Source organism: Haloprofundus salilacus, assembly GCF_020150815.1.
GTDB lineage: Archaea > Halobacteriota > Halobacteria > Halobacteriales > Haloferacaceae > Haloprofundus > Haloprofundus salilacus.
In genome coordinates, this window is the sequence record NZ_CP083723.1 from 1690293 (window position 1) to 1715168 (window position 24876).

At 67.2% G+C, this 24876-nt stretch carries 26 protein-coding genes; 9 read left to right on the forward strand and 17 right to left on the reverse strand.

What is annotated here, in order from left to right:
- Positions 1-9: 9 nt before the first annotated feature.
- From LAQ58_RS08690 to LAQ58_RS08735, 10 genes are all read right to left on the reverse strand, one after another.
- Complete coding sequence (locus LAQ58_RS08690) at positions 10-1146, reverse strand: DR2241 family protein (protein ID WP_224447056.1); 1137 nt, start codon at positions 1144-1146, stop codon at positions 10-12.
- On the reverse strand, positions 1146-2021 hold the full coding sequence (locus LAQ58_RS08695) for a CbiX/SirB N-terminal domain-containing protein (RefSeq protein ID WP_224447057.1): 876 nt from the start codon (positions 2019-2021) through the stop codon (positions 1146-1148). Before LAQ58_RS08695 ends, LAQ58_RS08690 begins: the two co-directional genes overlap by 1 nt.
- 132 nt (positions 2022-2153) lie before the next feature.
- Positions 2154-2393: a hypothetical protein gene (locus LAQ58_RS08700; protein WP_224447058.1), complete on the reverse strand. Its 240-nt coding sequence runs from the start codon at positions 2391-2393 to the stop codon at positions 2154-2156.
- Positions 2394-2563: 170 nt separating this feature from the next.
- Complete coding sequence (locus LAQ58_RS08705; RefSeq protein WP_224447059.1) at positions 2564-3712, reverse strand: LeuA family protein; 1149 nt, start codon at positions 3710-3712, stop codon at positions 2564-2566.
- Between the two features lies 1 nt (position 3713).
- Complete coding sequence (locus LAQ58_RS08710; protein WP_224447060.1) at positions 3714-4937, reverse strand: CaiB/BaiF CoA transferase family protein; 1224 nt, start codon at positions 4935-4937, stop codon at positions 3714-3716.
- Complete coding sequence (locus LAQ58_RS08715) at positions 4934-6058, reverse strand: ABC transporter ATP-binding protein (protein WP_224447061.1); 1125 nt, start codon at positions 6056-6058, stop codon at positions 4934-4936. The genes LAQ58_RS08710 and LAQ58_RS08715 overlap by 4 nt, the downstream gene beginning before the upstream one ends.
- A complete protein-coding gene (locus LAQ58_RS08720; protein ID WP_224447062.1) occupies positions 6058-6966 on the reverse strand; it encodes a carbohydrate ABC transporter permease in 909 nt (302 codons plus the stop codon). The genes LAQ58_RS08715 and LAQ58_RS08720 overlap by 1 nt, the downstream gene beginning before the upstream one ends.
- On the reverse strand, positions 6966-7886 hold the full coding sequence (locus LAQ58_RS08725) for a carbohydrate ABC transporter permease (RefSeq protein ID WP_425490636.1): 921 nt from the start codon (positions 7884-7886) through the stop codon (positions 6966-6968). Before LAQ58_RS08725 ends, LAQ58_RS08720 begins: the two co-directional genes overlap by 1 nt.
- On the reverse strand, positions 7883-9259 hold the full coding sequence (locus LAQ58_RS08730; RefSeq protein ID WP_224447063.1) for an ABC transporter substrate-binding protein: 1377 nt from the start codon (positions 9257-9259) through the stop codon (positions 7883-7885). Before LAQ58_RS08730 ends, LAQ58_RS08725 begins: the two co-directional genes overlap by 4 nt.
- Before the next feature lie 87 nt (positions 9260-9346).
- Entirely contained in the window at positions 9347-10087 is a 741-nt protein-coding gene (locus LAQ58_RS08735) for a helix-turn-helix domain-containing protein (RefSeq protein WP_224447064.1), read from the reverse strand.
- Positions 10088-10207: 120 nt separating this feature from the next.
- Here LAQ58_RS08735 and LAQ58_RS08740 point away from each other — a divergent pair, with 120 nt between their 5' ends.
- From LAQ58_RS08740 to LAQ58_RS08750, 3 genes are all read left to right on the forward strand, one after another.
- Complete coding sequence (locus tag LAQ58_RS08740; RefSeq protein ID WP_224447065.1) at positions 10208-10732, forward strand: DUF7523 family protein; 525 nt, start codon at positions 10208-10210, stop codon at positions 10730-10732.
- A gap of 79 nt (positions 10733-10811) precedes the next feature.
- Positions 10812-12296: a cysteine--tRNA ligase gene (cysS, locus tag LAQ58_RS08745; RefSeq protein ID WP_224447066.1), complete on the forward strand. Its 1485-nt coding sequence runs from the start codon at positions 10812-10814 to the stop codon at positions 12294-12296.
- Positions 12297-12440: 144 nt separating this feature from the next.
- Complete coding sequence (locus LAQ58_RS08750) at positions 12441-13496, forward strand: S1C family serine protease (RefSeq protein ID WP_224447067.1); 1056 nt, start codon at positions 12441-12443, stop codon at positions 13494-13496.
- A 198-nt stretch (positions 13497-13694) separates the two neighbouring features.
- Here the strand turns inward: LAQ58_RS08750 and LAQ58_RS08755 are convergent, their stop codons facing one another.
- The 3 genes from LAQ58_RS08755 to LAQ58_RS08765 form a co-directional block, all read right to left on the reverse strand.
- Positions 13695-14465 carry an ABC transporter permease gene (locus LAQ58_RS08755; protein ID WP_224447068.1) on the reverse strand — a complete coding sequence of 257 codons (771 nt, stop codon included), beginning with the start codon at positions 14463-14465 and terminating at the stop codon, positions 13695-13697.
- Positions 14462-15475, reverse strand: coding sequence for an ABC transporter ATP-binding protein (locus LAQ58_RS08760; protein WP_224447069.1), 1014 nt, complete (start codon positions 15473-15475; stop codon positions 14462-14464). The genes LAQ58_RS08755 and LAQ58_RS08760 overlap by 4 nt, the downstream gene beginning before the upstream one ends.
- 76 nt (positions 15476-15551) lie before the next feature.
- On the reverse strand, positions 15552-16619 hold the full coding sequence (locus tag LAQ58_RS08765) for a Gfo/Idh/MocA family protein (protein WP_224447070.1): 1068 nt from the start codon (positions 16617-16619) through the stop codon (positions 15552-15554).
- Between the two features lie 128 nt (positions 16620-16747).
- Between LAQ58_RS08765 and LAQ58_RS08770 the strand changes: the two genes are divergently transcribed.
- The 3 genes from LAQ58_RS08770 to LAQ58_RS08780 all read left to right on the forward strand — a co-directional run bounded on the left by LAQ58_RS08770 (position 16748) and on the right by LAQ58_RS08780 (position 19610).
- Positions 16748-17737, forward strand: a complete 990-nt coding sequence (locus LAQ58_RS08770) for an aldo/keto reductase (RefSeq protein WP_224447071.1) — start codon at positions 16748-16750, stop codon at positions 17735-17737.
- 112 nt (positions 17738-17849) lie between these two features.
- Entirely contained in the window at positions 17850-18866 is a 1017-nt protein-coding gene (locus LAQ58_RS08775) for an aldo/keto reductase (RefSeq protein ID WP_224447072.1), read from the forward strand.
- A gap of 99 nt (positions 18867-18965) precedes the next feature.
- Positions 18966-19610, forward strand: coding sequence for a class I SAM-dependent methyltransferase (locus LAQ58_RS08780; RefSeq protein WP_224447073.1), 645 nt, complete (start codon positions 18966-18968; stop codon positions 19608-19610).
- A 39-nt stretch (positions 19611-19649) separates the two neighbouring features.
- On the opposite strand, the gene LAQ58_RS08785 is transcribed toward LAQ58_RS08780, so the two are convergent.
- From LAQ58_RS08785 to LAQ58_RS08795, 3 genes are read right to left on the reverse strand one after another with little or no spacing between them, the layout of a single operon-like run.
- Positions 19650-19892 carry a SelT/SelW/SelH family protein gene (locus tag LAQ58_RS08785; protein WP_224447074.1) on the reverse strand — a complete coding sequence of 81 codons (243 nt, stop codon included), beginning with the start codon at positions 19890-19892 and terminating at the stop codon, positions 19650-19652.
- Between the two features lie 58 nt (positions 19893-19950).
- Positions 19951-20607: a DUF7546 family protein gene (locus LAQ58_RS08790; protein WP_224447075.1), complete on the reverse strand. Its 657-nt coding sequence runs from the start codon at positions 20605-20607 to the stop codon at positions 19951-19953.
- Positions 20608-20609: 2 nt separating this feature from the next.
- Complete coding sequence (locus LAQ58_RS08795) at positions 20610-22010, reverse strand: heme o synthase (RefSeq protein ID WP_425490637.1); 1401 nt, start codon at positions 22008-22010, stop codon at positions 20610-20612.
- 203 nt (positions 22011-22213) lie between these two features.
- Between LAQ58_RS08795 and coxB the strand changes: the two genes are divergently transcribed.
- Both coxB and LAQ58_RS08805 read left to right on the forward strand, forming a co-directional pair.
- The gene (coxB, locus tag LAQ58_RS08800; protein WP_224447076.1) at positions 22214-23029 is read left to right on the forward strand and encodes a cytochrome c oxidase subunit II; all 816 of its coding nucleotides are present in this window, start codon (positions 22214-22216) and stop codon (positions 23027-23029) included.
- A 104-nt stretch (positions 23030-23133) separates the two neighbouring features.
- Complete coding sequence (locus LAQ58_RS08805; protein ID WP_224447077.1) at positions 23134-23796, forward strand: bifunctional 4-hydroxy-2-oxoglutarate aldolase/2-dehydro-3-deoxy-phosphogluconate aldolase; 663 nt, start codon at positions 23134-23136, stop codon at positions 23794-23796.
- Between the two features lie 21 nt (positions 23797-23817).
- On the opposite strand, the gene LAQ58_RS08810 is transcribed toward LAQ58_RS08805, so the two are convergent.
- The gene (locus LAQ58_RS08810) at positions 23818-24399 is read right to left on the reverse strand and encodes a hypothetical protein (protein WP_224447078.1); all 582 of its coding nucleotides are present in this window, start codon (positions 24397-24399) and stop codon (positions 23818-23820) included.
- Positions 24400-24514: 115 nt separating this feature from the next.
- Here LAQ58_RS08810 and LAQ58_RS08815 point away from each other — a divergent pair, with 115 nt between their 5' ends.
- Positions 24515-24862: a VOC family protein gene (locus tag LAQ58_RS08815; RefSeq protein ID WP_224447079.1), complete on the forward strand. Its 348-nt coding sequence runs from the start codon at positions 24515-24517 to the stop codon at positions 24860-24862.
- Positions 24863-24876 lie beyond the last annotated feature (14 nt).

Genomic DNA, 24876 nt, shown 5'->3' on the forward strand with positions numbered 1-24876 from the left:
GGCGACGAACTACTCGTCGCCGGTCGGCGTCCCCGACAAGTTGCCCTCGTCGTCGAACTGTTTGGCACGGAGGAAGCGCGCTCGGTAGCGGTTCGCGCCCTCGTACACGTCGGCCTCGCGAATCTCGTCGGTCCGACCCTCGGCGACCGCGTCGATTATCTCTTCGACCTGCTCTTTCTCGCTCGGCGTGAGTTCGAACTCGTAGGTCCTCGACTCCTCGCGTTCGAGCGTCGTCCACTTGCGCGCGGCGGCGACGACGAGCGAACACGGCTCCCTACAGGGGAAGACGCCGTCGCCGCGGTCGGTGTCGAGTTCCGTCTCCTCATCGGCGTCCCACATCCGGCGCTTGAGACACTGCGAGTCGACGCAACAGGACTCCGCTATCCACTCGACGGCTTCCTCGTCGAGTTCGTCGACGATGTCGTAGATTCCGGTCTGGCGCTCGGCCGTCTCGTCCCAGTGCGTCACGTCGAGGCAGCCCTCCCGCTCGCGGTACCAGTTCGGAATCGTCGCCGGGTAGACGACGTCGACCGTCTCGACGAGCGATCGGCCGTCGAGGTCGGGAAACGCCCAGCCGTCTCGGAGCGTCGGGGCGGTTTTCAGCGGCCGGTAGCGACCCTTCTCGTCGTACGTGACGATGCTGCGGGCCTCGTGCGGGGCGGCGTACACGTCGAGCGACGAGAGGTCGGCGTCGGCGTCGGCGTCGGCGACGTGGCGGAGGTGGTAGCGACGCTCGCCGTGGTCGCCGACGGTCGCCGTCACGCAGAGTTGGCCCCACTCACGGGTGACGCCGTCGGCGAGCGCCTCGTAGCGCTCCGGGACGCCGTGGTCGTCGGCGCGTTCGGCCCACCGGAGGAACGCCCGGCGTGCGTTGCTGCCGTCGCGGATCGCGGTGTGTCTATCCTCGTCATCCGCCGCGCCGGCCTCGGGACCGACTTCGCGCGTCCAGTAGAACCAGTTCGAGACGTACCACGGGTTCGACTCGGCCACCTCGCGGAACTCGGCTTCGGAGAGGTCGGCGCGCTCCGTGTGCGGGGTGCGGAACTGAAACGCGTCGCCGTCACGGCCCGCGCGCAGGCCGTCGAAGTCGACGCCGTCACCGCCGTCCGCGGCGTCGACGAGCGCGTCGAGCTGTCCGGCGTGCATCAGTCACCCGCCGCGGGCGACCCCCGCGTTCGCTTCCGGACGACTTCGACGGCGTCGCCGACGTCTGCGCCCGCCTCGGCGGCGCGTTCGAGCACCACGTCGGCCATCAGCGACTCGGTGCCGACCGCCCCGGCGTACCAGATGCGGTGGCCATCGACCTCGGCGGGGACGTCGTAGCCCGTCCGGTAGTCGTCGGTGAGTCCCATGTCCTCGGGGATGTCCTCCTGCGTGTGGAAGCCGTCGGCGATGAACAGCGGGACCACGACCACGTCCTCGCTCTCGAAGTAGTCGGCCACGTCGTCGACTTCGGGTTCCTCGTCCATGTACAGCGCCTGCACCTCGTCGAAGCGGTCCATCTCGCGGATGCGGTCGGCGTGGTACTCGATGGCTTTCGCGCTGTTCTCGTTGCGTTCGGTGCCGTGCCCGACGACGGCGAGACCGAATCCCGTTCCTACAGTTGGGTCACCGGTCACCGACTCCGCGCGGCGGACGAGCACGTCGGTCATCGACTCGTGGGTGCCGACGGGACCGCAGTAGTGGACGCGCTGGTTCGTATCGCTCGCTGTGAGCGTGGCGTGGCTGGCGCTCAGACCGTCGGAGTCCCACTCGGAGACGTCCCAGCCATCGAGGCGGAGTTCGCGGGGGATGACCTGCTCGGTGAAGTAGCCCTCGCTGATGAACATCGGGACGACGAACACCTCGTCGGACTCCACCGTTCGAAGGACCTCCCTGAGCGACGGTTCTTCCTTCCAGAAACCGGTCTTCACCTCGTCGAACGCGTCGACGTCGCGGATGGTGTCCGCGTGGTCGTACGTCGGAGCGCTCGAATCAGGGTTCAAGTGAGACCCGTGGGCCACGATGACCAGCGCTTGCATGTCCGACGCTGAGGGCGCGACGCTCTTAGGGACTTCGGGTCCGGCAGTTCGGCCCGATCCGACTTGGGGGCTTTCGCGCGGTTTGTGCGGTTCGCGCGATTCGAGGGGGAGGCGTCAGCGGGGAGGGGGCGTTCAGGCGTCGATGCAAACGCCGGTTCGGGGGATGCAGATGTGACTGCGTCGACCCAGCGAGCGGCGCGCGGCGAGCACGCCGATCGTCGCCAGCGCCAGCACGCCGACACCCGCCAGCACCGTCAGCGTCACCATCGGGTAGGAGGCGACCACTATCGCGGCGAGCGCTACGAGGAGGAATACGAACGTCTGTACCACCGATTCGACCGTCGTCGGGAGTGGTTCCGGTTGCGTTCTCATCACAGGTAGAGCGTGGACCGCCGGGGGCATAAGGGTAATCTGAATGATATTTCTGTCCGCCGAATTACTGAAATCTGATTCAGTCTGAGCGCCGGAGTTCGGGCGTAGAAGTTCGATCACCGCGCGCCTTCTCGAGGAGACGGAACGCGGGTATGAGTTGCGGCCTCCACCTACTGCCGTTCACCCGCTTCGGTCGCCTCTCGCTCGGCGTTGGCGACCGACTCGGCGAGTTCGACCGCCGCCCCCAACGGAAGGTCCTCGTCGGCGTCGTCGAGCACCGCCAACAGCGCCGATACTCGCTCGAAGGTCGGTTCGGTCCCGGCGCGACGCAGGAGTCCACGGGCGGCCCCGGCACCGCTGGCCGAGCCGAACAACAGCTGGCGTTCGCCGCCGAAGGTCGCCGGGTCGAACGGTTCGAAGGTCGCCGGGTCGTCGAGCATCGCCGCCGTGTGCAGTCCCGACTCGTGGGCGAACGCGCCCTCGCCGAGCAGCGGTTTTGACGACGGCACCGACTCGCCCAACGTCGAGAGGACGGCGCGGGCGGCGGGGAGGAGTCGGTCGGTTTCAACGCCCACCTCGGTTCGTTCGTCGCCCGCGACGCAGGCGGCGACGAACTGTTCAAGTGGGGTGTTCCCGGCGCGTTCGCCGACGCCGGCCACCGACACGTCGATTCGTCCGGCGCCGCAGTCGGCGGCGGCGAGCGCGTTCGCGGTGGCGACGCCGAGGTCGTCGTGGAAGTGGACGCCGACGTGCGAGAGGTCGTCGTTCTCGCCTACCGCCGCGAGCGTCTCCTCGACGCCGCGCGGCGTCCGCGAACCCACGGTGTCGGCGATGACCACATACTCCGCGTCGACCTCCTCGACGAGTCGAGAGAGGAACCCCGGATCGGTCCGGAAGCCGTCCATCGCCGAGAAGTGGACCTCACATCCGGCGTCCTGCGCTGCGTCGACGGCGTCGTGAACCCGCGAGAGCAGTTCCTCGCGCGAGCAGTCGAGTAGTTGCGTCCGCTGGCGGTCGCTCGTCGGCGCGAACAGGTCGACGACGTCCACCTCGGCCTCGATAGCGGCCTCCACGTCGCCGTCGAGCGCCCGGGCGATGCCGGTCGTCTTCGCGTCGAGGTCGAGTTCGGCGCAGACTGCCGCGGTCACTTCGCCGACAACGGGGAAGCCGACCTGCACGTAGTCGACGCCCAGCGCGTCGAGCTGTCGCGCGACCTCGACTTTCTGGCCGGCCGAATAGCGCCGTCCGGGCCGCTGTTCGCCCTCGCGGAGCGTCACGTCGACAAGCGCGGGTGGTTCGTGAGCCGACGACCGCGACATCTCAGATGACCTCCTCGGTGCGGAGCGCCTCGATGTCGTCGTCGCCGTAGCCCAGCGCGGCGAGGACGCTCTCGGTGTGCTCGCCCAGGTGCGGCGGGTCCCGCGACTCCCTCGGCTCGAACGCCGACGAGAGCACCGGGAACCGTGGCACCTTCACACGCCGTTCGGCCCCCTCGGCGGTGGTTATCTCGGTGAACGCGTCCGTCGCGTCGAGGTGTTCGTCGTCGACCACCTCGGTCACGTCGGTGACTTTCGCCACGGGGACGCCCGCCTCCCGGAGGTCAGCGACGACCGCCTCGGCGTCGCAATCGGCGAACGCGGCGGCCAGCAGTTCGGTCAGTTTTTCGACGTTATCGCGGCGGTCGGCGAGCGTCTCGAACCGTTCGTCCTCGTGAAGATCGACGGCCAGCGTCTCGCAGAGACCCACCCACTGACGTTCCCCCGACGGACCGACGAACACCCACTGCTCGTCGCGCGTCCGGAACACGTCGTACGGCGCCCAGTTCGGGTGACTCGCGCCGATGGGGTCGGGCGTTCGGTCGTACGCCTGCGCGAACGAGAGCCAGTAGCCCATCAGCGAGACGGTGCTCTCGAACAGCGACGCGACGACTTTCTGGCCCTCACCGGTGTGTTCGCGCTGCCGGAGCGCGCCGAGCACGCCGACAGCCCCGTAGAACGAGGCGGCCATGTCGGCGACGCTCGTCCCGCAGCGGACCGGCGGGGCGTCGGGGTGGCCCGTCACGCTCATCAGCCCCGACAGCGCCTCGGCGACCGGGTCGAGCGCGGGGTACGACTCGTACGGTCCCGGATTAAACCCCTTGATGCTACAGTAAACCAGCTCCGGGTGGGTCTCGCGAAGCTGTTCGTAGCCGACGCCGAGTCGCTCGGCCGCGCCGGGCGCGAAGTTCTCGACGACTACGTCGGCTTCCCCAAGCAGTTCGTCGAACACCTCGCGGCCCTCCTCGCGCTTAAGGTCGAGCGTCACGCTGAGTTTGTCCCGGTTGACGTAGTTGAACGAGCTGTTGCCGAGCGGACTGGAGTCGCGGACGAGATCGCCCGAACCGGGGCGCTCGACCTTGACGACCTCCGCGCCGAGGTCCGCCAGCAGCAGGCTACAGAACGGGCCCGCGACGATGTGGCCGAGTTCGAGCACCGTCACGTCCGACAGCGGTCGGTCGCCCTCGGCGTCCGCGAACGGGTGGGTGTCCGAGTGAGTCCCGCTCATGGCGTCGACCGCTGGGGGTCGCTTTCGGTCTCTGCGTTGACGAGCGTCTCGCCGGCGGCGTCGAAGAGGAACGCGTTGTCGCGCGAGAATCCGACGGTGAGTCGGTCGTCGGGACCGTACGCCTCCAGTCCAGCCGCGACTACGTCGACGGGCGTCCCGTCGCTCGTGCGGCCGTGAATCACCGACTCGATGCCGAGCGGTTCGACGACCTCGACGGTCACCTCGAAGCGGTGTTCGCCCCCGCTGGGTTCGAGATACTGCGGTCTGACGCCGACTTTGACCCGGTCGCCGAGCGAGTCCGCTGCGGCGGCGGTCAGCGGAACGCGAAGGCCGTGACCGACGGCGTACGCCGACCCCTCCTCGCGTTCGACCGCGCAGTCGAGCACGTTCGTCGACGGCGTCCCGATGAATCGGGCGACGTACTCCGAGTGCGGGCGGTCGAACAGCGTCCGCGGGGCGTCGACCTGCGCGAGTTCGCCATCGCGCAGCAACACGACCTGGTCGGACATCGTCATCGCCTCCGTCTGGTCGTGGGTGACGTAGACGACGGTCGTCTGTAGCTCCTGATGGAGCCGTTGAATCTCGACGCGGAGTTCGGCTTTCAGCTTCGCGTCGAGGTCGCTCATCGGCTCGTCGAGCAGCAGCACGTCAGGGTCCTGGACGAACGCGCCGCCGAGGGCGACGCGCTGCTGCTGGCCGCCCGAGAGTTCCGCAGGCATTTTCTCCAACTGTTCGGTTATCTGTAGCGTGCGGGCGGCCTCGTCGATGCGCTCGTCGCGCTCGGCCTTCGAGACGCCGTGAACCTTCAACCCGTAGCCGATGTTCTCGCGGACGGTCATGTGCGGGTACAGCGCGATGGACTGGAACACCATCGCGACGTTCCGCTCCTGCGGCGGTTTGTCGGTCACGTCGTCGTCGCCGAACAGAATCCGCCCGCTGGTGGGTGTCTCCAGTCCGGCGAGCATGCGCAGCGTCGTCGTCTTGCCGCAGCCGGAGGGACCGACGAACGTCGTGAACGAGCCTTCCGGGATGTCGAGCGTAAGGTCGTCGACGGCGACGTGGGTGTTGTTGAGCGCGCGGAACTCCTTTCTGATGTCTTCGAGGTGGATGCTTGTTGCCATTATTCGAGTCCTCCCACGCTGAACCCCTGCAGCAGGTACCGTTGGAGGAACAGCGCGATGCAGAACGGCGGGATGGAGATGAGAAGCGAGACGGCCATCGTCTCGCCCCAGCCGATGGTGACGCGGTCCAGAAACAGGCTCGCGCCGACCGTTATCGTGTACATTTCGTCCTGACTCATCACGACGCGGGCCATCGTGAAGTCGTTCCACGCGACGGCGAACGCGAAGATAGCCGCCGAGATGTAGCCTGGCCGGGCCACCGGCAGCACCACGTCGCGAACGGTGCGCCAGCGACCCGCGCCGCGAACCCACGCCGACTCCTCCAGCGCCAGCGGCACCGTCTGGAAGTACTGCCACATCAGCCAGATGCAGAACGGCGCCGAAATGGCCGTCAGCGCCAGCGTGAGCGCAAAGTAGCTGTTCAGGAGACCGAGCGCATAGAAGATGACGTACAGCGGGATGGCGAGCACGATGGGGCTGAACATGTAGGAGAACAACACCGCCCGCGCCGCCACCGACTTGCCGCGGAACTCGAAGCGGGTAAGTCCATAGCCCGCGGCGACGGCGATCGTCGTCGACAGCAGCGTCGAACTCGAGGTGACGACGAGGCTGTTGACGAAGTACCGGACCGTGTCCGTCTCCGCCAGGAGCACGCTGAAGTTCCGCAACGAGAGTTCGGTCGGCAGGAGGTTCACCCGGCCGCCCGCGAATGTCGCCTCGGGCGTCTGCAACGCGATGACGACCATGATGTAGACGGGGACGACGGTGAACACCGAGACGAGCAGCGCCGTCAGGTAGAGCGCGACGCACTTGAGGCGGCGTTGGGTGCGGTGTGAGAGCCGCCCGCTCCGCCGCTCGACTCGCTGTCGTCTCCCGTCGTCCTCTCGTCGTTCGTCGACGGTGGCCATCAGTTCGCCACCTCCGATTCGGGCGAAAAGGCGCGGAAGTAGACGACGGCGACGCCCGCGAGGAGGAAGAACATGATGCCCGCCATCGCCGTCGCGAGTCCGAAGTTCACCTCGTTGAACGCGAGTTGGTACACCCGGATAGGGAGCGTCGTCGTCTCCTGCAGCGGGCCGCCCCGCGTCGAAAGGTAGATGATGTCGAACTTGTTGAACATCCAGATGCCCCTGACGAGCAGGATGATGAGGATGGCCCCGCGGAGGTGTGGGAACGTGATGTCGCGGAACGCCTGCCACGTGGTCGCGCCCTCAACCCGTGCTCGCTCGTAGAGGTCGGTGTCGATTGCCTGCAGACGCGCGAGGAGGATGAAGAAGGAGAAGGAGCCGAACTTCCAAACGCTCGCGACGACGACTGCGGGCATCGCCCACTTTATCGTCGAGAAGAACGCAATGGGCTGGTCGACGAGACCCCACGCGACGAGGTACTGGTTCAGGATGCCGATGTTGGCGTCGAGGATGAACTTCCAGATGAAGATGACCACGAGCGTCGGCAGCAGGTACGGGAAGATCATCATCGTCCGGAGCGCGCTTCCGCCGCGAATCTGCTGGTTGACCACCAGCGCGAGTCCGAGTCCGACGACGAGGCTGAGCGCCGTCGTCCAGAACGCGTAGGTGACGCTGTTCCAGAGGAACGACCAGAACGACGCCGTCGCCAGCAGTTCGACGTAGTTGCCGACGCCGACGAACGCCGGATTGCGGACCGGCGACTCGAAGAGGCTCATCCCCAGCGCGTAGAGGATAGGGACGAGCCAGACGACGGCAAAGAAGGCGAACAACGGCACGAAGCACGCCAGCAACAGGAGCGTCGCGCCGTCGACGTCGCGGCCGCGGTCCAGTCGGGTGCGAAGTCCGGCGCTCACGCTCATTGCTGGAGTCCGCGGAGTTGCTCGCCGAGCCAGTCGACCGTCTCGCCGGGCGAGCGGCCGCCGACGAGCAGTTGGTCGGCCGCCTGCCCGAACAGTTGATTGCTGTAGGCGTCGGCGGCGACGATGTTCGGCGCGCCGTCGTCACCCGTCGCGAGCACGGTCGTGAACGCGTCCCAGTTCTCCTTGACCATCTCGACGACCGCCGGGAACTGCTGAATCGTCTCGTTGTTCCGCATCGGCTCGCTGTCGAGTTGCTCGCGCGTCGGCGGGAACTGGAACAGCGGCGCCGAGAGGACGAAGTCGAAGAAGCGGTCCGACTGGTTGAAGAAGTTCACGAACTCCTGTGCCCCCTCGGTCGCGCCGCCGTCGTTGCGGACCAGGTGGCCCTCCATGTACGCCCACCATTGGTCCTGTTGCTTGCCGCTTGGCAGCGGGAACGGCATCGGACTGAGGTTCTCGACGAGGTCCGGCCGGTTACCCATGATGGTCAGCACGGGCAGGCCGCCGACGCTGGCAATGGCCGCCGCGTTCTCCTGCTGGAGCGCGCCGATGGCGTCGCCCCACTCCCAGCCGCTGCCGTTCGGCGAGTGCTCGGCCATCGACTGGAGCCACTCGAACGTCGCCACCGCCGCCTCGCGGTTCGAACCCTGGTCGACGGTCACCTCGATGCCGTCGGAGGGACCGGCGTAGATCTGTACGTCGTTTTGCCAGAGGTACTGCGTAATCTGCGTGTCGGCATTGTTCGTCTGGCCGGACTGAACGACGTAGCCCTTCATGTCGTGCTCGTCGGCGACGCCGCCAGCCGCCGAGAGCCACTCCTCCCACGACCCGGGGAGGCTCTCGTACACGTCGTTTCGGTACCACCCCATCAGCGGTTCGACCATCGCCGGTGCGAAGTACGACTCGCCGTCGGCGCTCACCGGGTCGGGGAGGTCGTTGTCCCGAACCGCGGGCGTCACCGGCGCGAGGACGCCGTCGCGCTGGAGGCGGTAGGCGTCCGTCGACGTGTCGAAGAGGATGTCCGGCGGGTTCCCGGCGGCGACCATCTTCTGCATCTCGGCGTCGGAGGAGGTGCCTTTCGCCGTGTAGATCATCTCCACCGTGTAGTCGTACTCCGACTCGAACTCAGAGATGATGGCGTCCATCACGTCCTTCGAGTCGCCGCGGTCCGAGAGGTAGCGAATCGTGTTTCCGCCTGACCCCCCCGATCCGTTGGAGTCGTCGCCGCTGCCGGAGCCACCGGTGGTACAACCGGCGAGACAGAGCGTCGCCGCGGTTCCCGCGGCGCCGAGGTAGCGCCGCCGGCTAATTCGTCGGGTCCGCGAGCAGGTGCTATTCGCGCTGTTCGTCCCGTGGGCCTGGTCTTGAGCCATGGTACCGAATTACAAATAATGGAGGTTATCCGCTTGCCCTACACCTGTAGCCTCTTTAAATATTCTGCCGCTCCGACGCGCGGGCGCTCAGTTCGTCCGCGGGAGTTCTTCGGCGCGGTCCTCGTCCGCCGTCTCGTTCATCCGCGGCGGGTCGGCAGCGTACGTCGTGTCCGCCGGCGAGGACAGCGACCCAGCCACGCCGGACTGGACCGGGGCCGACGCGCTCGTCAGCGCGTCGGTCAGCAGTTTCTGCTCGGCTTTGCGGAGATGTTCCAGAAACGTGACGTGGGTGATGTCGAGGCGGGCCGCGAGGGTCGTGGCGTCGGCGCGTCGCGGCCAGTCGAAGTAGCCCTCCTCGAGCGCGAGCGAGACGACCTCCGCCTGTCGCCGCGAGAGCGTCGTCGCCGGTCCGGAAAAGGGCGCGAGTCGGCTTAGGCGGACGTGCCCTAGCGACCGCAGGTCGTTCACGATGGCTTTGAGGTCCGCGCGGCGGAAGACAACGATGTCGAAGACGCGGCGCGTCCCGTCGAACTGACTCATCCGCTGGAGCATCCCGTGGTTCTCGCGGATGACGGGCAGCGCACCCGAGGAACGTTTCGTGATGAGCAGTTGGGAGTCGTCGACGGGTTCGACCGCGAGCACCGCGTCGGAGCCGAGGAGGAGGCGCTCGACGGCGTCTCGGTGCGGCCCAGCGTCGATGACGAACCGGATGAGGTCGTCGTCAAGCACCTCGCACTGCGAGACCACGAACGGACCGTCGGCGAGGTCGCTGAGTTCGCTGAGGACGTAGTCGGAGTCGAGGTCTATGTGGAGTGTGGCGCGGAGCATGCCACGTGTTGACAACCGCCGCTTTTGAATCTTCCTGCCGGGAGTCAACGGCCGGGACACTCGGCGGGCGACGTGCCGCATCGGCGAGACGTTTTTGTCCTCTCCGCGAGAGTCGCGGCCATGTCACTGGCCGCAGACACGCGCGAGGCGGTCCGCGAGCGACCGTTTCTTCTAAATGCACTCCGCGCGGGAGTCGTCAACTATGCCGCCGCCGCGTCGTCACTGGACCTCGACGGCGACACCGACGCTATCGCCACCGCGCTCCGCCGCTACGCCGAGGAGTTGTCGCCGCCGGAAATCGAAGCACGAGACGCCCGCGTGACGATGAAACGCGGGGTCGGTATCGTCGACGCCGAAGAAGCGGAAGCCGCGGAGGCGACGGACGAGGGTGCGCTGTTGACGCTCGGCGGACGGGTAGTCGTCGCCGACGCCGGGTTGCAGACAGCGGTGTTGGCGACGGGCGAGGTGGACGCCGATGCGCTGACGACGGTTCTCGGTCGGCTGCAGGCGGCCGAGGTTTCGGTCGACGCGGCGGCGACGGCAGGCGAATCCCTACTCGTCGTGGTCGAACGCCGCGACGGCGTGAACGCGCTTCGGGTCGTTGAGTCGGCGCTGGAAGCGATTTCGGTCGTGGGCGACGAGTAATCCCCGTCAAACGCGGTGGGTGCCGCGCCGTCGCACGCTTCTGAAAGGCCTAAATCCCATCCCAAACAATCCCCGGGCAATGACGCTGTCCGTGACCAACACCCTGACGGGCGAACGCGAGGAGTTCGAGCCGGGCGACCCCGACGACGTACTGTTGTACGTCTGCGGGCTGACGGTCTCGGACGACGCCCACCTCGGTCACGCCCGGGTGTGGACCCACTCGGACGTGATGCACCGCTGGCTGGCTCACGAGGGCTACGGCGTCCGCCACGTCGAGAACTTCACCGACGTGAACGAGAAGATCGCCGCCCGAGCGGGCGAGGAGGGCCTCGGCGACTCCGAACCGGCGGTCGCCGAGCGGTTCATCGCCTCGGTTATCGAGGACATGCGCGGACTGAACCTCCTGCGCGCGGAAGTTTATCCACGAGTATCGGAGCACGTCCCCGAGATAATCGACCTCATCGAGACGCTCGTCGAGAAGGGTTACGCCTACGAGTCTAATGGATCAGTATACTTCGACGTGACCGAGTTCCCCGACTACGGCAAACTCTCGAACCAGAACGTCGAGGAGATGGAGGCGCAGGGCGAAGTCGACGAGCGCAGCGAGAAGCGCCACCCCGCCGACTTCGCGCTCTGGAAGGCCGACGGCGTCAGCGACGCCGCCATCGCCGAACACCGAAAGGACGACCGTCCGGTGGACGAGTCAGTAGACCACGGCGAGACGTGGGACTCCCCGTGGGGCGAAGGGCGACCCGGCTGGCACATCGAGTGCTCAGCGATGTCGATGACGCACCTCGGCGAGACGCTGGACATCCACGTCGGCGGCCACGACCTCGTCTTCCCGCACCACGAGAACGAAATCGCCCAGAGCGAGGCGGCGACAGGCCAGCAGTTTGCCCGCTACTGGCTCCACACCGGCCTGTTGGAGACGAAAGGCGAGAAGATGAGTTCGAGCCTCGGCAACTACTTCACCGTCTCCGGAGCCTTGGAGGAGTTCGGCGTGAACGTCGTCCGGACGTTCTACCTCTCGACCGGTTACGGCTCGAAGCAGACGTTCAGCGAGGAGGCGATGGCCGAAGCCGAGGAGCGGTGGGAGCGCCTCGAACGCGCCTACGAGACGGCCAGCGGCCGCCTCGACTCGACGGACGCACGGACGAAAGCCGAGGACGAGGGTCTCCGAGCGACCGTTGAGGAGATCCGCGAGGAGTTCGGCCGTGCGATGAACGACGACTTCAACGTCCGTGAGGCGATGGCGGCGCTACTCGAACTCGCCGCGGGCGTCAACAGACACGTCGAAGCTCACGACGAGTACGATTATCAGGGGCTTCGCGAGGCCGTCGAGACGTTCGAGGAACTCGGCGGCGACGTGTTCGGTCTCTCCTTCGGCGACGCGACGAGCGGCGACGTCAGTTTGGCGGACGACCTCGTCGAACTCGTGTTGGAGGTGCGCGAATCGGAGCGCGAAGCGGGCAACTACGAGCGTGCCGACGACCTCCGCGACCGACTGGAGGCCATCGGCGTCGAAGTCCAGGACAGCGACGACGGGCCGACGTTCCGGTACTGAGTCGCCGCAGCCCTATTCTCCGTCTCGCGCACCGACAAACTCATCTCCCTTGCGGTATGCCAGCGTTCGACGCCCTCATATCCGCTGGGACGCCTAACCTCCGGTAAGCGCCGGCGTCGCCGGACGGCGTCGGCGCACCACCCCATGAAGTCAGATATCGACTACGAACAGTTGTACGAAGAGGTCATCCCCTCCGTCGTCTCCGTCTACACCGCCGGTCGCGGCCCGATGGGCGGCGCAGGGTCGGGATTCGTCTACGACCGCCACCACGTCGTGACGAACGAACACGTCGTCCGCAGCGGCGACGTCGTCGAACTCCGGTTCAGCGACAGCCAGTGGCGCGAAGGCGAAGTGATCGGTGTCGACGCCTACACCGATCTCGCGGTGATCCGCGTCGGGAATCTTCCGGAAGCCGCGCTCGCGCTCCCGGTTGCGACGGAGAACCCGAAACCCGGCCGTCCGGTCGCGGCGCTCGGTAACCCGATGGGTCTCGACGGTTCGATCAGCGTCGGCATCGTCTCGGGGTCGAACCGGTCGATGCCCACCTCCGGCGGGTTCGCCATTCCGGACGTGGTCCAGACCGACGCTCCCATCAACCCCGGAAACAGCGGCGGGCCGCTCGTGGCATTGAACGGCCGCGACGACTTCGATGGAGCGAAGCACGAAGCAACGGACGACCGCCGACGGTCGTACGAAGTCGTCGGCGTAAACCGCGCCAGACAGGGCGACAACATCGGTTTCGCCGTCTCCCCAGCCATCGTTTCGCGCGTAGTTCCCGGACTCATCGAAGACGGCTTCTACCGCCACTCGTACCTCAGAACCCGGACGCTCGACGTGACGCCCACCGTCGCGCGGGCGAACCGACTCGACGAACCGCGTGGCGTCCTCGTCGTCGACGTGGCCGCCGGACCGACCGGGGGCGACGCGCTCCGCGGGTCTCGCTACACGCGGACCGTCCGCGGACAGGAGGTACCTGTCGGCGGCGACGTCATCGTCGGTATCAACGGCCGGGCCGTCAACTCCCACGAGCAGTTGATGCACTACCTCATCACCGAGACGCGCCCGAGCGAACCGGTCGAAATAGACGTGCTCCGCGACGGCGACGAGGTAACGTTGGAGGTCGTCCTCGGCGAGCGCCCGACGCCGGGCGACAGACGTTCGCGGCGCAGCGGGCGCGGCGAGCGCATCCCAATCGACTGAGCGACGGTTCAAGCGGTCGAAATACCTACGTTTTCGAGGCAGAAACCGAGCGATCATGGGTCACTGTCCCCACTGCGAATCGGAACTGCGAGAACTCGCCGAGAGCGATACCGACCTGCGGTTCAGCGACGGTAACGTCTGGGAGTGCTCCGAGTGCGGTGCAATTCTCGGCGTGAGCCGAGTCGGGGTCTGAGGTCGTCAGTCCGTCCGCGGGATAGCGTACGCCCCGGCAGCGAAGAAGACGACGGCGAGGGCGGTGACGATGCCGAGGTTGAGGAGAACGGTCGCGTCGCCCCATCCGACACCTTCGAACGTCAGCGCCCGCACGCCGCGCGAGAAGTACGTCAGCGGCGAGAGGCCGACTATCGACTGGAACCACTCCGGCAGCAACTCGGACGTGACGAACGTCTCCGAGAGAAACAGCAGCGGAATCGCCACCGCGTTGCTCGCGGCGATGACGCCGTCTTGGGAGTCGGCGACGCTGCCGAGCACGGAGCCAAGCCCGCAAAAGGTAGCCACGCCGAGGACGACGAACGGAATCAGGAGCAACAGGTCGAGTGAGAGCGGAATCTCCGCGCCCGTCGCGACGACCATCAGCATCAGGATGAGCAGCGCCGCGAGACCGATGACGACAACGTTGACGAGCGTCTGCGCGAGCAGCCACTCCGCGCGCGACAGCGGCGTCGTCGCCAGCTTCTCGAATCGGTTTCCCTCCCGGTGGCGGGCGATTTCGCTGCCGACGCGCGACAGCGGCGTGAACAGCACGACGGTCGCCAGATAGCCCGGCACGTAGTACGCCTGCGGTTCGGCGAACAGGCCGCCGCCGGTCGGCTGGGTCTGCACCAGCGCGCCGAAGATGAGCACGAGGATGACCGGGAAGAAGAACGTGAAGAACACTGCCGTTCGGCGGCGGAGGAAAGAGTTCCACGCCGCGCCGAACTCCGCGCGGACGCGTCCGGTCGCCGTCATCGGTCACCCCCTTTCGCGCCGAGAGCGCCGGCGTCGACGGTCTCGGCGTCGGCGATCTCCGTCGCGGCCGTCGCTGACGACGGCGACGACGAGGGTTCGCCGAGCGCGCCGAACTCGTCGCCGGTGAGGCGCAGGTAGACGTCTTCGAGGTTCGGTTGCTTCCACGTCAGCGAGTCGTAACGAACGCCCGCGGATTCGAGGGCGTCGACTGCCGGTGCGATGGCCGTGGGGTTGACGTTCCGGAAGACGAGTTCGTCGCCGTCGGCGGCGAGGTCGAACTGTGGACTCCCTTCCGACAGCGCGTCGACGGCCACGGATGGCGAGTTTTCGGGCCGGACGACGAGTCGGCTCTCGCCGCCGTACTCGGCGACGAGCGAGTCAGGCGTGCCGACAGCGACGAGTTCACCGTCGGCGAGCAATCCGACGCGGTCGGAGAGCCGTTCGACCTCGGCCATCGAGTGACTCGTCAGAAACACCGTCGTTCCCCCCGCCGCGAGCTCCTCGAGGAGCGACCAGAGCGACCGGCGGCCCGCGGGGTCGATGCCGGTCGTGGGTTCGTCCAGAAAGAGCAGATCGGGGTCGTTGACGAGCGAAACGCCAACGCAGACGCGGCGCTGTTGGCCGCCCGAGAGGTTCTCGTACCACGTGTCGGCGGCGTCTACGAGGCCGACGTCGGCGAGCACGGCGTCGGGGTCCCGCGCCTCGTCGTACAGTCCGGCGTAGTAGGCGACGAGTTCTCGGGCGGTGAGTCTCGCAGGCGGCGAGAACGACTGCGGGAGGAGGCTCAGCTGCTGTTCGTCGGCGTCGGCGGGGTCGCCGCCGAAGACACGAACCGTCCCGTCCGCGCGGGTCGTCCCGGTGAGCGCACGGACGAGCGTCGTCTTGCCCGCGCCGTTCGGGCCGATGAGACCGAACACCTCCCCCGCGCCGACCGACAGCGAGACGCCGTCGAGCGCGACGGTCTCGTCGTACTGCTTTCGCACGTCATCGGCGACCAGTACCTCGTCCATGGTCGAACTCGGTGCGTCCCGGCTGTAAGGATTCCCTTTCGGGGGCGCGAACGCGCCCTTCCTCGTACCCTCGTGCTCAGTCGGTCGTCGCGTCCGAGGGTTCGGCGGCTTCCGCGGCTTCCGCGGCGTCGACGGCGGCACCATCGGCGTCTCCGAACGCGTCTATGTCGACGGTCTGTCCCGTCTCGGCCGCTTCGTACGCCGCTTCGGTGAGCGCCGTGACGCGAACTGCGTCCGCCGCGGGGATGACCAGCTCCGCGTCGCCGCGGACGACGTCGACGAAGTTCCGGAGTTTCGTCTCCGTGAGTTCCTCGAACTCGGGTTCGGGGGCGTCCTCGGCTTCGACCTCGCCGCCGGACTCGACGGTGAGCGTGTCGTCGGCGAGGCTGATTCGGCCCTCGGTGCCCCAGAGGTGCAGACCCTCGCCGGGTGCGGGAGTGCTCCGGCCCGCGCCGGAGACGCCGACGCTCGCGGAAACTCGGTCGCCGTCGCGGTCGAGTGTCACCGCGAGCGCGCTGTTGACGTCCACATCGTGGCCGCGGTCGTCGACGGCGGCGGCGACGGAGACGGGATCGCTCTGCGTCGTCCACAGGAGCGCATCGAGCAGGTGCGACCCGGAGTCGTACAGCTGTCCGCCGCCGGAGAGCGCCGGGTTGCCGCGCCACCGCTCCTCGGCGAACGATATCCACACCTGTTCGAGGAAGCAGACGGCCATGTGGAGGTCGCCGATCGCTCCCTCGTCGATGAGTCGGCGTATCTTCCGGAACCGCCAGTCGACGTGGCGCTGGTAGCCGACCGCGAGCGTGAGGTCGGTCTCACCGGCTCGCCTCCGGAGGTCGCGGGCGTGGTCGAGGTCGGTCACCATCGGTTTTTCGAGGTGGACGTGGACGCCCTGGTCGAGGCAGGCGCGGGCCTGTTCGTAGTGGAGCGTGTGCGGGGTGACGATACAGGCGGCGTCGGCGTCCTCGACGTCGAGCATCTCCTCGTACGACTCGTACGTCGGGACGTCGTGTTCCTCGGCGAACACCTCGCGGGCGTCCGCGGAGACGTCCGCCCCGGCGATGAGGTCGACTCCGTCGAGGGCGGCGAGCGTTCGAAGTTCGAGGCGGCCGAGGCTTCCGAGTCCGATTCCTACGACGTTCACGCCGGGATGGACGAGCGGGCAGATAACAATTCGTCGGAGTCGGCGTGCCCGGCCGATGTACCGTTCGGTGCACTTCACCGCATTTCCGGTACTCACAGCCTTTTGACGAATGCCTCCGAGGGGTCGGTATGGAGTTCCGACAACTGGGGTCGACGGGGACACGCGTCTCGTCTATCTGTTACGGCACGTGGCGATTCGGCATGAAGAGCAGCGGCGAGTACGAGACCGACCGCGAGGAGGCCCACGAACTGCTCGACGCCTTCGAGGCGGGCGGCGGCAACTTCATCGACACCGCCAACGTCTACGGTGACCCAAACGGCACCAGCGAGGAGTGGATCGGCGACTGGTTGGCCGAGCGCGACCGCGAGGACTACGTCATCGCCTCGAAAGTGTACTTCCCCTTTGACAGCGAACATCCCAACGGCCGCGGCCTCTCGCGGACGCACATCCGCAACCAGATCGAGGGGACGCTCGACAGACTCGGTACCGACTATCTCGACCTCTACTACATCCACCGCTGGGACGAGAACACGCCCATCGAGGAGACGCTGCAGACGTTAAACGGCCTCGTTGAGGAAGGGAAGGTGAACTACCTCGGGGCGTCGACGATGGCGGCGTGGCAGTTGACGAAGGCGCTGTGGAAAGCGGACGTCAACGATTACGCGCGCTTCGACGTGACCCAGCCGATGTTCCACGCGGCGCAGACGGAGGTCAACGACTACCTCGACGTCTGCGCGGACCAGGATCTCGCGGTCTGCCCGTACTCGCCGCTGGCGGGCGGCTTCCTCACCGGCAAGTACGAGCGCGCCGACGACGGGAGCGCCGTCGGTCCCGACGGGTCGCGGGCGAACCTCGTCGACTACTTCCAGGACGCGTACGTCTCCGACCACGGCTGGGCGGTGCTCGACGCCATCGAGTCGGTCGCTGACGAAGTCGACGCGACGCCCGCGCAGGTCGCGCTTCGATGGCTCGTCGACCAACGGGAGTTCGCCTGCATCCCCATCGTCGGTGCGCGTACCGTCGACCAGATGGAGGAGAACCTCGGCGCCGTCGACGTGGCTCTCTCCGACGAGCAGTACGACCGCATCGCCGACGCACGTACCGCCGACGAGCGATAGCGTTCGAAGACGACGACGGACAGTAGCGTTCGAAGACGACCACGGCGGTAGACGCCGCGGGCCGCGATGCTGACGACTCCACACTTTTCGTTTTCGCGCCTGAACGAGTCGTATGGAGTACCGACAACTCGGGGCGACGGGGACGCGCGTCTCGTCGCTCTGTTACGGCACGTGGCGATTCGGACGGAAGACCGACGGGACGAACGAGACCGAGCGCAGCGAGGCGCACGACTTGCTGGACGCGTTCGCGGAGCGCGGTGGCAACTTCATCGACACCGCCAACGTCTACGGCGACCCCAACGGTACCAGCGAGGAGTGGATCGGCGATTGGCTCGCCGAGCGCGACCGCGAGGACTACGTCATCGCCTCGAAAGTGTACTTCCCGTTCGACGAGGACAACCCCAACGGTCGCGGCCTCTCGCGGAAACACGTCCGCGACCAGATCGAGGGGACGCTCGACAGACTCGGTACCGACTATCTCGACCTCTACTACATCCACCGCTGGGACGACGACACGCCCATCGAGGAGACGATGCGGACGCTGAATCGGTTAGTCGATGAGGGAAAGGTGAACTACCTCGGGGCGTCGACGATGGCGGCGTGGCAGTTGACAAAGGCGCTGTGGAAGTCCGACGTCCACGACTACGCGCGCTTCGACGTGACCCAGCCGCTGTTCCACGCGGGCTACTACGAGGACGTGAAGGAGTACCTCGACGTCTGCGCGGACCAGAGCCTCGCCGTGTGTCCGTACTCGCCGCTGGCGGGCGGCTTTCTCACCGGCAAGTACGAGCGCGCCGACGAGGACGACCCGCAGGCGGTTCGCGGACCGGACGGGTCGCGGGCGAACATCGACGACCGGTTCGGCGACTACTACGTCTCCGAGCGCGGGTGGCGGGTGCTCGACGCGATTCGAGAGGTCGCCGACGAAGTCGACGCCTCGCCCGCGCAGGTCGCGCTTCGGTGGCTGATGGAGATAGAGCAGTTCACCTGCATCCCTATCGTCGGTGCGCGGACCGAGGAGCAGTTAGAAGAGAATCTGGGCGCGGTCGACGTGAGCCTCACGGACGACCAGCACGACCGGATTCTAAACGCCCGGTACGACGAGAGCGGAACCCTGTGGGGGCACTGAGCCGACGGCGTCTGCGGGGACAACGGCGGCAGCGCGCGGACGAGCAGTGTCGTCTTCGACGCCGACTGACTTTTCATCCCTGTCGCCGACGACCGAGACGTGAGCGACCCGACGACCGAACGCGATGCGGTTCGCCGCGCCTACGACGCCATCGCCGACGACTACGCGGCGGCCTGTTCCGACGACCCGCCGGAGGCGGCGTTGCTCGACTCGATCCGCGACTCGCTCGACGCTGGGGCGCGGATACTCGACGCGGGGTGCGGTAACGGAGTCCCCGTCGCCGTAGAACTCGCCGACGAGTTCGAGGTCGTCGGTCTCGACTTCTCGCGCGAGCAGTTGCGCCGTAACCTCGCGGTGGCACCGACAGCCCGACGCGTCCAAGGCGACATGACGGCGCTCGCGTTCGCCGACGACGCGTTCGACGCCGTCTGCGCGTTCCATTCGCTCATCCACGTTCCGACCGCCGAACACGGGACCGTGTTCGAGGCGTTTTCGCGCGTGCTCCGACCCGGCGGATGGCTGCTGTTTTCGACGGGCGAGCAGGCGTGGATGGGGTCGAACCCCGACTGGTTGGACAGCGGCGTCGAGATGCGCTGGAGCTTTCCCGGACTCAGCGAGACGCTCGAACTCGTCGAGACCGCCGGATTCGAGCGGGTCGCCGTCCGGCGAGTCGACGACGAGTTGGCCGACGACGAGGACGGGGACGGCTACTTCCCGTTCGTCCTGGCGCGACTGCGAGCGTAGTGCGAGCAGACGAAGAGAGCCAGTGGCTCAGATAGCGGCTCAGGCCTCGCCGAGGTGGCTCCGAACGCCCTCTGTGATCGCGTCGACGTCGTACTCGTCGCCTTCGTCCTTGTCGAACACCACCTCGTCGTCGGCGGTGACGCGGAGTACGCCGTGGTCGCCGGTGACGAGCGCCACGGAGTCGAGTTCCTGTCCGAACTCCGCCAACAACTGGTGCTGAATCTGTTCGGCGCGGTCGAGGTAGCCGCACGGGACGCAGTACTCGATATCGACTGATGTCATACTGGGCGATTGGAGCGGCGGGCGGTTAAATCCCCGGCGAGAGGGAGACGTGTCCCGGCTACCGACCGAACGGCCGCCAGTACAGCAACGCGACGGTGGCGAGAAAGACGACCGTCGAGAGGTCGTACGACAGCGCCGTCGCCGACGCAGCCAGCGCCGACCCGCTCCCCAGAACCGCCGTCGCCAGTGAGGCGAGAATCGGCCACGAGCAAGAGACGCAGGAGAGCAGGCCCAAGAGTCCGGAGACGGCCGCCCCCGCGGCGTCGATGACAGTCGCGTAGACGAGGTACGCCAGCGCGGCGTAGCCGACGACGCGCCCGGGCATCAGGATCACGTTGAGCGTCTCGCCGCCGTAGATGAGCGCCGGTCCCCACCCCGGCGGGAGCCAGCCGATTCGGAAGCCCGCGCCGCCGTGCGGCGAGGCGAGAGTGACGAGACCGCCGGCGACTGCGAGCGCGGCGAAGTAGCCGACGGCGACGGCGGCGGCGCGGCGCTTCGTCCGCATCGACGACGGAGCGACGGTGGTCTTCGCCACTGCGAGGACGCCCGCGTTGAGCCACAGCAACCCGTAGACGGTGTAGCGGGCCGGTAGGAGTGTCCCGGGCGTCAACAGTCCGTAGGCGAGAAGCGCGGCGAGTTCGACGTTGAACAGCACGCCGACGTAGAGGAGCGTGTCGTGCGAGGGTCGGGGGAGTGAGCGGGCGAGAGTACTCATGGTCAGATTGCCAGCGCGTCGACGACGAGGGCCAGAAGCAGCGCACCGAGGTAGGCGTTCGAGGCGTGGAACGAGCGGAACGCCGCCGACTCGCTCTGTTCGTAGTGGAGGCGGACGACCATCCAGAGGAACACGCCGCCGAAGACCACGCCGGTGAGCACGTAGAGCCAGCCGAGCGTGTCGGCGGCCGCCAGCGCCGCGGCGGCGACGAGCGTCGCGCCGAGGTACCAGAGGATGTGCTTTCGCGTGACAGTCTCGCCGCGGACGACCGGCATCATCGGGAAGCCGCCGCGCTCGTAGTCGTCCTTGTACGCCAGCGCGAGGTTGTAGAAGTGCGCGGGCGTCCACAGGAAGATGAGCGCCGCGAGCGCCAGTCCGCCGAGACCGATCTCGCCGGTGACGGCGACCCAGCCGATGAGCGCGGGGAGCGCGCCCGCCGCGCCGCCGATGACGGTGTTCTGGACCGTGTTCGGCTTGAGGATGAGTGTGTAGACGACGCTGTAGAAGACGATGGCCGCGAGGCCGAGCGCCGCCGCCAGCAGGTTGACGGTCGCGAACAGCGCCAGCGAGACGACCGAGAGGAATAGGCCCCACGCGACGGCGTTGCGGACGGGGACGAGGTCGGTCACGAGCGGTCGGTCGTTCGTCCGGTTCATCCGGCGGTCGATGTCGCGTTCGAGCACGTGGTTGAACGTCCCCGACGCGCCGATGGAGAGCGCGCCGCCGCCGAGCGTCGCGGCGACCGTCGTCGGGTTCAGGCCGGAACCGCCCGCCAGCGCCATCGCGGCGGAGGCGACGAGACAGAGCAGCCACATCAGCCGGGGCTTCATCAGTCGGAAGTAGGCGTTCGCCGTTGCCTTCGCGCGACCGAGGGTCGAGTCGGGTATTTCGGGCCGTCGGTCGTCCGCGGGCGGGAGGTCCTGCTCGGGCATCCGGTCGGGTCGGTCGTCGGGGTCGCCGGTCGCCGCTTCGAGCGTCCACGCGAGCGCGGCGACCAGTCCGCCGAAGATGGTCATACCGACGATGAGGTGGACGGCCGACAGCGTCGTGGTGGTCCCGTTCATCGCGACAAACGCGCCGATACCCGCCTGAACGGGGTAGAGCAGAAGCGAGAGGCCGAGCGCCGCTTTGATGAGAGTCGACTCGTTGCGTTGCCACGCGAGCGCGCCGGTGGCGACGGCGAGCACGCCGACGACGAGCGCCACGAGGCGGTGGCCGAGGGCGACGTAGCCCATCGCTGACGACGGCAGCGAGAGGCCGTCGCCGCAGGCGGGCCACGCCGCGCACGCCGTCGCGGCGTCGGTGAGCGCCGTCGTCGCGCCGACGGCGAGAAGCAGGTAGACGCCCATCGCGGTGGCGGCGAGGAGGGCCGGGAACCGGTCGGGAGTGTCTGTCGATTCCACTAGTAGGTCACTGCCGGAGGTTGGGAAGCCCGGTACTTAGGCACCCCGCTTTTGCGGGCTTCGAGTCGGCTGAACTGGCGCGGCACGCGCCGAAATTGTGGTTCGAGTGTCGAAACCGGAAATCTGTCCTCCGACCGGCGTCCGGTCGGGCGAACAGGGAGTCAGCAGGTATTTACGTCGCCTTTCCTAACTCCGCAGTAGCAATGAAGCGTACGCGCATCGCACTCGTCTCGCTGTTCTCCGCAGTGGCGCTGGCGTTCGTCGCCGTCCCGGCGGCGGCGCAGCCGTCGACGACTGTGGAGCTCATCAACGAGCTAAACGGGAAACTGCTGTATATCGGGATTCCGATCACGCTCCTGGTCGAGGTCATCCTCATCTACACAGTCATCAAGTTCCGCAACAACGACGACCCGCAACCGACCAAGGAGAACCGTCGGCTCGAAATCACGTGGACTGTCGCGACGGCTATCATTCTGCTGTTCGTCGGCGTCGCCTCTTACGGCGTCCTCGCGAACCCCGACGTGACGTACGCCGAACAGCCCGGCGTCGAGACGCCCGGCGAGGGTAACAGCGCCCTCGTCCACGCCGAGGCGTACCAGTGGGGCTGGGAGTTCACCTACCCCGGTGAGAACGTCACCGTCGACGGGAGCGAGGCCAGCCCCGTCGTCGTCCCGATGAATCAGAGCGTCTACTTCGAGGTCACCTCACGCGACGTGATACACGCGTTCCACGTCCCGGAGATGGGCCTGAAGATGGACGCGTTCCCGTCGCAGAACCAGACCATCAAGACCGTCCCGACCGAGGAAGGTACGTATCAGGGCTACTGCGCGGAGTTCTGCGGCGTCGCCCACTCGCAGATGTACTTCCAGGTCGAAGTCGTCCCGCAGGACGAGTACGAGCAGTGGCTGCAGGAGCAGTCCTCCGACGGCGGGTCGAGCGGCTCCGGCAACGAGTCGGGTAACGCCTCGAACTCTTCCGTCGTCACCGCACCGGCCGAACTGACCGCAGTCGCGAACTGACGCCGCGGCTCTTCTTCCGTTTTCCCTCGCCCCGAGCGTTGCCGTCGGCAAACGGCGTCGCAGTGGCCGGTTTTTATTACTCGCGTCGGCGCAGTAGCGCACGAATGAGTTCCAGCGACCGACAGCGAAATCTCGAACGCATCGTCGACAGCGGCGTCGTCGCGGTCATGCGCGGCGCGGACGCCGACTCGCTCATCGAAACCGCCGAGGCGCTCGAACGCGGCGGCGTCTCCGCTATCGAGATCACCGCCGACAACCCCGGCGCGATGGAGATGATTCGGGACGTTTCGAGTGCCTTTGACGACGAGGTTATCGTCGGCGCAGGCACCGTCCTCGACGGCGAAACCGCTCGAAATACCCTGCTGGCCGGCGCGGAGTTCGTCGTCGGCCCCAACTTCGAACCGGACGTCGTTGAGACGTGCAACCGCTACAACGCCGTCGTCGCGCCAGGCATCATGACGCCCACCGAAGCGGTGCGAGCGATGGAGGCTGGGTCGGACTTCGTGAAGGTGTTCCCGGCGTCGACACTCGGTCCGGGCCACCTCAAGAGCATGAAGGGCCCGCTCGGGCAGATTCCGATGATGCCGACCGGCGGCGTCGACGTGGACAACGCCGCCGAGTTCATCGAGGCGGGCGCGATGGTCGTCGGCGCGGGGTCGGCGCTCGTCGACGGTGACGCGGTCGCCAACGGCGACTTCGACGCCATCACCGAGCAGGCGCGGCGCTTCAGCGAAGTCATCGACGAGGCGCGCGGCGACTCGGCGTGAGAAGGAAGACCGCCGCGCAGGTCAGCCGAGCGCCCACTCGACGCGGGTCGTCCGCTCGCCGTAGACATCGTCGCGCTCGGTGACGACGACCACCGCGGGCATCTCGCCGTCGAACTCGAAGGCGGCGTCGTAGCCGTCGACAGTCAGTCCCTCGGGCACGGGTTGGGGGTCGGAGTCATTCGCCGACCACGTAGCCGACCAGTTCGCTGAGACAGAGTCGTTCTCGCCGCCGGTGCTTCCGGTGACGACAGCGTCGTTGGCCGCCGCGGTGCCGTCCTCGCAGCCGTCGAGCGCGTCGTCGGGCTCGGCGGCGACGACCACCTCGAACGTCCCCGCCTCGGCGTCGTGCGTCGCCGACGCAAGCGCGGCGCGGAGACAGTCGTCGGACCCGAGAACGAGCACGCCTGTGACGCTGATTCGATTCTCTCGTGGCTCGAACGTCACCGAGGGCCGTTCGGCGGCATGTTCGTCGCCCTCGGGGCGACGGCGCTCGAACTCCCGCGCTCGTACCGGGTCGTCGCTCGACCGGAGACCGAGCGCACCGACGCCGAGGAGCGCTGCCGTTCCCGCTGCCGCACCGATGAGGACGCCGCGACGATTCATATCTTGAGTCTCAGTACTGGATACAAGTACCTTCTGCCTGAATGGACAGTTCGAATCTAAAACTGATGCCCTCGGAGACAAGTACGGCTATACTTTCAGGGCGAGAGCGTGGGGTATGTCCGGAATCGTTTTCTTCGCGACGGAACGCCACGACGAAGTCGTCGAGTTCTACGTCGAGACGGTCGGCGCAGCGGTGTGGCTCGAACAGACTGACTGTACGGTGCTGAAGCACGGTAACATGCTGTTCGGGTTCTGCGACCGCGAGCGGACCGACGACTGCGGCATCCTCACGTTCGTCTACGACTCGCGGGCGGACGTCGACGAGATGCACGTCGTCGTCGACGACGCCGCACGCGAGGAACCGCACGAGAACGAGGCGTACGAGATCTACCAGTTCTTCGCCGACGACCCCGACGGCCGATCCGTCGAGTTCCAGACGTTTCTGCACCCCGTCGACCTGTAGGTCGGCGACCGCTG